The 6,098-nt window shown below is 52.5% G+C and carries 6 protein-coding genes; all 6 read left to right on the forward strand.

Annotated features, from left to right (window positions below; genetic code table 11):
- The first annotated feature begins 235 nt into the window (after positions 1 to 235).
- The 6 genes from ACTHUM_RS04355 (at position 236) to ACTHUM_RS04380 (ending at position 5,961) form a co-directional block, all read left to right on the forward strand.
- Positions 236 to 1,894 carry an ArnT family glycosyltransferase gene (locus tag ACTHUM_RS04355; RefSeq protein ID WP_049335814.1) on the forward strand — a complete coding sequence of 553 codons (1,659 nt, stop codon included), beginning with the start codon at positions 236 to 238 and terminating at the stop codon, positions 1,892 to 1,894.
- A gap of 148 nt (positions 1,895 to 2,042) precedes the next feature.
- Entirely contained in the window at positions 2,043 to 2,930 is an 888-nt protein-coding gene (locus ACTHUM_RS04360; protein ID WP_224783382.1) for a hypothetical protein, read from the forward strand.
- A 222-nt stretch (positions 2,931 to 3,152) separates the two neighbouring features.
- Positions 3,153 to 3,953, forward strand: coding sequence for an ABC transporter ATP-binding protein (locus tag ACTHUM_RS04365; RefSeq protein ID WP_049344969.1), 801 nt, complete (start codon positions 3,153 to 3,155; stop codon positions 3,951 to 3,953).
- A gap of 64 nt (positions 3,954 to 4,017) precedes the next feature.
- Positions 4,018 to 4,794: a lipid asymmetry maintenance ABC transporter permease subunit MlaE gene (mlaE, locus tag ACTHUM_RS04370; RefSeq protein WP_070695255.1), complete on the forward strand. Its 777-nt coding sequence runs from the start codon at positions 4,018 to 4,020 to the stop codon at positions 4,792 to 4,794.
- Between the two features lie 49 nt (positions 4,795 to 4,843).
- A complete protein-coding gene (mlaD, locus tag ACTHUM_RS04375) occupies positions 4,844 to 5,338 on the forward strand; it encodes an outer membrane lipid asymmetry maintenance protein MlaD (RefSeq protein ID WP_003748012.1) in 495 nt (164 codons plus the stop codon).
- Positions 5,339 to 5,370: 32 nt separating this feature from the next.
- Positions 5,371 to 5,961 (forward strand): MlaC/ttg2D family ABC transporter substrate-binding protein, encoded by a 591-nt coding sequence (locus tag ACTHUM_RS04380; protein ID WP_003681817.1) that lies wholly within the window; start codon positions 5,371 to 5,373, stop codon positions 5,959 to 5,961.
- Positions 5,962 to 6,098: the final 137 nt, after the last annotated feature.

Consider the following 6,098-nt stretch of genomic DNA (forward strand, 5'->3'; position numbering starts at 1 on the left):
TTGCCGCTTTGTCAAAAAGACTGCTTCGTGCAGTCTTTTTTGCATTCAGGCCGTCTGAAATATTTCTTTCAGACGGCCTGAGCTTTTTGTCGTCAACCGAATACCATATCATTCCAAACACCCGATAAAAACGAGCCATAAGCATTATTTTACAAAGCTCTCCGGTCCGGCATATCGCGCAAACCTGTCAAACCCTGTACCATTACTATTCAAACTAACCGTTTTTTGACCTTCCATGCTGACTTACACACCGCCCGATCCGCGCCGCCCCCAAAAAACCCATGAAAAACCATGGCTTCTGCTGCTGATGGCCTTTGCCTGGCTGTGGCCGGGCGTGTTCTCGCATGACTTGTGGAACCCTGCCGAACCCTCCCTCTTTACCGCCTCCGAATCCATGAAAAACGGCGGCAGCCTGTTGGTTGCACAAATCTTCGGCCAACCCGACTTCACCATCTCCCCTGCTTTTTTGTGGGTGGCAACCGCATTCCAAACCCTGTTTTCGCCTTGGGCGGCCGATGCCTATGATGCCGCGCGTTTTGCCGGCGTGGTATTCACCACCATCGGACTGACGGCCTGCGGATTTGCTGGTTTCAACTTTCTCGGCAGACATCACGGCCGCAGCGTTGTCTTAATCCTTATCGGCAGCATCGGTTTGCTGCCCATCGCCCACTTCCTCAATCCCATGTCGGCCGCTTTTGCCGCGTTTGGATTGATTCTGTGCGGCTTTTCACTGGCACACCGCCGCGTCATTATCGCCATTTTGTTGTTGTGCGGCGGTTGGGTTTTACTCTCCCTTTCCTCAGGCTATCTGCTGACCGCGGCCATGATGTTTTTGGCACTTGCCCTATCGTTCCATTCTACTTGGCAAAGCAAACGCTATCTGCTGACCCTGATTGGCGCCATCGTCGTTTCCCTGCCCCTACTGATTCTGTATCCGCTGGTTTTATCAAAAACCAATCCCGAATGGTTTGATATTTGGTTCAACCATTATTCCTTAGGCGTATTCGGCGGCTTCCATCAGATTCAGACGGCCTTCAACCTGCCCTATTATCTGAAAAACCTGCTGTGGTTTGCCCTGCCTGCCTGGCCGCTGGCAGCATGGACGCTCAGCCGCACGCGTATCCACGATAAAAATTGGGGCATTCTGAGCCTGTCGTGGCTGGTTATCATGACAGCCCTGCTCGCCATCAATCCTCAACGCCTGCAAGACAACCTCGTTTGGCTGTTGCCGCCGCTTGCCCTGCTCGGCGCGGCACAACTGGACGGCCTGCGTCGCGGTGCAGTGGCATTTATCAACTGGTTCGGCATCATGGCATTTGGTCTGATTGCCGTCTTCCTGTGGCTGGGCTTCTTCGCCATGAACTACGGCTGGCCTACCAAACTGGCCGAACGCGCCGCCTATTTTAGCCCGTATTACATCCCCGACATCGACCCGATTCCGATGGCAGTCGCCCTGCTGTTTACCCCATTGTGGCTTTGGGCGATTACGCGTAAAAACATCCGCGGCCGCCAAGCCGTCACCAACTGGGCGGCCGGCGTGACCTTGGCTTGGGCTTTGCTGATGACCCTGTTTTTACCGTGGCTCAACGCCGCCAAAAGCCATGCGCCGGTGGTACACCAAATGGAAGCCGCGCTTTCTTTCGAATTGAAACAGAAACTTTCAGACGGCCTCGAATGTATCAGCATCGACGGCCAAGACCAGCGCACACGCATCGCGTGGACACAATACAGCCATATTAAAACCACGACCGACAACGCCTCCTGCCGCTACCGCCTCATCCGTCAAGCCGCCAACATCGGCGCACCTTCGGGTTGGCAGACCTTGTGGCAAGGCGCAAGACCGCGCAACAAAGCCGAGACTTTCCTATTCTTAGAGAAAACTTCAGCGCAATAAATCCGTGACACTAGCCATAAAGCTGAATATTCCTGCTACATTCAAATAAAAGGCCGTCTGAAAGAACTTTTATCCTTTCAGACGGTCTTTGACTTACTTTAACACCGCTTCCCGTACAATGGCCCTTTTCCCTTATCTGCCTAAAAATATGAAACCCAACCGCCTTTTGCCCTTCGTCCTCTTATTGACTGCCCTCTCCGCCCATGCCAAAGATTTCATTATCTACGACCGCATGGACTATGTCGGCAAACCCGACCTTACTGCCGACAAACTCTCCAAAGTGTTCTTGGTTTACGAAAGCGAGCTGGTCAAACCCGATCCGACGGGCAAACTCAAACACGGCGTACTCAACGAAGCGCGCATCCGTGAATTGGCCAAACAATCGCGCCGCGAAGGCTACCGCACCATTTCCACCGACATCGAAAGCTGGTTTGCCGAAAAAGACGGCCAACTGCTGACCCCCGACGAATTGAAAACCGACTTCGCGCGAATGTACCAAATCTTCAGAGAAGAAAACCCGCGCGCCGTCATCAGCAACTACGGCATGCCTTCCGAACACCTGCACGGCATCCGCCACTACCGCCCCAACGTTGACAACGAAACCATCTTGGCCAAATGGCGGCAAGTCAGTAAACGCCGTGCACCCACCGCCGCCATCAGCGACTATGCCAATCCCGTGTTCTACATCACTTCCCCCGATTTGGTGCAATGGGAAAAAGACGTGAAAACCGCCGTTGACGACATCCACCAACGCTTTCCCAACAAAAAAATCATCGGCTACATTTGGCCGCAATATTATTCGGCCACCAACAGCCCTTATTTCAAGCAATTCATCGACCCCGCCCGCTGGCGCAAAATGCTCGAAATCAGCAAAAAATACACCGACGGCGTGATTATTTGGTCGGACAAGCGCGATGAAAACAACCAAATCGTGCGCTGGAACGATCCGCGCATCCAAGCCACGATGAAGGCGACCCAAGCCTTCATAAATGCCAATGCCAAAGAAATCAAGGTAGAAGGTTTGCAAAAATATTAAAAACAAGGCGGGCATGTTTGCCCGCCTCTTTATATACCTACACAGCTGTCTGTATGTTTGACACAACACGCTGCAAAACGACCGTACCACCAACGCTTCTGCATTCTTTCACACGTTTTTACCCGTTATTCTTAAGCACAGGCCGTCTGAAAATTGCCCGAATATCCAATACCCTTTACAATACCCGTAATTAAAATACATTTTTCGACACCCCTCTCCTGCATGAGTTCCACACCCTTCATCGAAATGAAAGACGTTGCCTTCGCATATGGCGACCGTCCTATTCTGAACAACATCAACTTCAGCATTCCACAAGGCAATTTCGCCGCCGTAATGGGTGGTTCGGGCAGCGGTAAAACCACGCTGATGCGCCTGATTACGGGTCAAATTCACCCACAATCGGGAAAAGTGCTGATTGAAGGGCGAGATTTGGCCGCATTTTCGGCGCAGGAGCTGTACGAACACCGCCGCCGCATGGGCGTTTTGTTCCAACACGGCGCATTGTTCACCGACTTATCCGTCTTCGACAACATCGCCTTCCCCATGCGCGAGCTGACGGATTTGCCCGAAGCAGTCATCCGCGATTTGGTGGTGTTGAAACTGAATGCAGTCGGTTTGCGCGGTGTTGAAAACCTGATGCCTTCCGAGCTTTCCGGCGGTATGTCGCGCCGCGTCGCCCTTGCGCGTACGATTGCGCTCGACCCTGAAATCATGTTGTATGACGAGCCTTTCACCGGCCTCGATCCGATTTCGCTGGGCGTTATCGCCCACCTCATCAGCCGTGCCAACAAAGCCCTGCGCTCGACCAGCGTCATGGTAACACATGATATTGAAAGGTCACTGGAAATTGTCGATCAAGTCATTTTCTTGGCACACGGCGAAATCATGTTCTCCGGCTCGCCCGAAGAAATGCGCGAACTCGACTCGCCTTGGGTACGCCAGTTTGTCGGCGGTTTGGCAGACGGCCCCGTCGCCTACCGCTATCCGGCGCAAACGACTTTAAAACAAGACTTGCTGGGCTGATGTTCAGACGGCCTGAAACTTAAACAAGGCCGTCTGAAACCATTTAACCAATCAACTGAAACCTATGAATTTTATCCGTTTCGTCGGGGCAAAAACCCTCGGCTTCATCCAATCGCTGGGCAGCATTACGCTGTTTTTCCTGCACATCCTGGCCAAATCAGGTACGGCATTTACCCGCCCACGCCTGAGCATCCGCCAGGTTTACTTTGCAGGCGTGTTGTCTGTCCTGATTGTTGCTGTGTCCGGCCTGTTTGTCGGCATGGTATTGGGCTTGCAGGGCTATACGCAGCTGGCAAAATTCAAATCCGCCGATATTTTGGGCTATATGGTTGCCGCTTCCCTGTTGCGCGAATTAGGTCCCGTATTGGCGGCCATCCTGTTTGCCAGCAGCGCGGGCGGTGCCATGACCAGCGAAATCGGCTTGATGAAAACCACCGAACAGCTTGAAGCAATGAACGTGATGGCGGTCGATCCTGTGGCACGCGTGGTTGCGCCACGCTTTTGGGCGGGGGTGTTTTCCATGCCTTTGCTGGCATCAATTTTCAATGTTGCCGGCATTTACGGCGCGTATTTGGTTGGCGTCGAATGGCTGGGTTTGGACGGCGGTATTTTCTGGTCGCAAATGCAAAACAACATTACCTTTCATTACGACGTCCTCAACGGCTTAATCAAATCCGCCGCCTTCGGCGTAGCCGTTACGCTGATCGCCGTACATCAGGGTTTCCACTGCGTACCGACTTCCGAAGGTATTTTGCGCGCTAGTACACGCACCGTAGTGTCTTCCGCCCTGACCATCCTCGCCGTCGACTTCATGTTGACTGCATGGATGTTTACCGACTAAAGGCCGTCTGAAACGACACTTAAAAAGAATGAAACAAGGACAATAGCACATGAAAAAAAATGCTTTGGAATTTTGGGTAGGACTGTTTGTCTTATTGGGCGCGGCCGCCATCGGCTTTCTCGCCTTCCGCGCCGCCGGTGGACAATCGTTCGGCAAATCATCACAAACCTACACCGTCTATGCCGATTTCAGCGACATCGGCGGCTTAAAAACCAACGCTCCGGTCAAATCCGCAGGCGTACTAGTGGGCCGCGTTGCCTCTATTCAGCTCGACCCTAAATCCTATCAGGCAAAAGTCGCCCTCAATCTGGACAGCCAATATCAGTTCAGCAGCGACGTTTCCGCACAAATCCTGACTTCAGGCTTGTTGGGCGAACAATACATCGGCCTGCAACAAGGCGGTGATACCGATTCTTTGGCAGCAGGCGACACCATTACCGTCACCAGCTCCGCCATGGTTTTGGAAAATCTTATCGGCAAATTCATGACCAGCTTTGCCGAGAAAAACGCAGATGGTGAATCTGCCGGTCAAAACAAACAATAAACACATATCCACTCAATATTCAGGACACTATCATGAAAAAAACTTCTTTCATCAGCGCATTGAGCATCGGCGTATTGAGCATCAGCATGGCATTTGCCTCTCCTGCCGACGCAGTCAACCAAGTCCGTGAAAACTCCGTTCAAGTGCTGAAAATCCTCAACAGCGGCGACGCCAACACTGCACGCCAAAAAGCCGAAGCCTACGCCATCCCTTACTTCGACTTCCAACGCATGACCGCTTTGGCCGTCGGCAACCCATGGCGTACTGCGACTGACGCACAAAAACAAGCGTTGACTAAAGAGTTCCAAACCCTGCTGATCCGCACCTACTCCGGCACCATGCTGAAATTCAAAAACGCCAAGGTCAACATCAAAGACAACCCGGTCGTAAACAAAGGCGGTAAAGAAATCGTCGTCCGCGCCGAAATCAACGTTTCCGGCCAAAAACCGGTCAACATGGACTTCACCACCTACCAAAGCGGCAGCAAATACCGCGCATATAATGTCGCAGTAGAAGGCGCAAGCTTGGTTACCGTATACCGCAACCAATTCGGCGAAACCATCAAAGCCAAAGGCATCGACGGCCTGATTGCCGACTTGAAAGCCAAAAACGGCGGTAAATAATCCACCCCCGCACCATGCCGCCTGATGTTCAGACGGCATGGTGCCTTACATCATAAAGACACCATGCAAACAGAAATCCGCAACGGCACGCTCTACATCAGCGGCGACGTTACCGTCAAAACCCTGACTGCCTCCGC

This window comes from Neisseria sp. P0021.S006 (genome assembly GCF_051956895.1).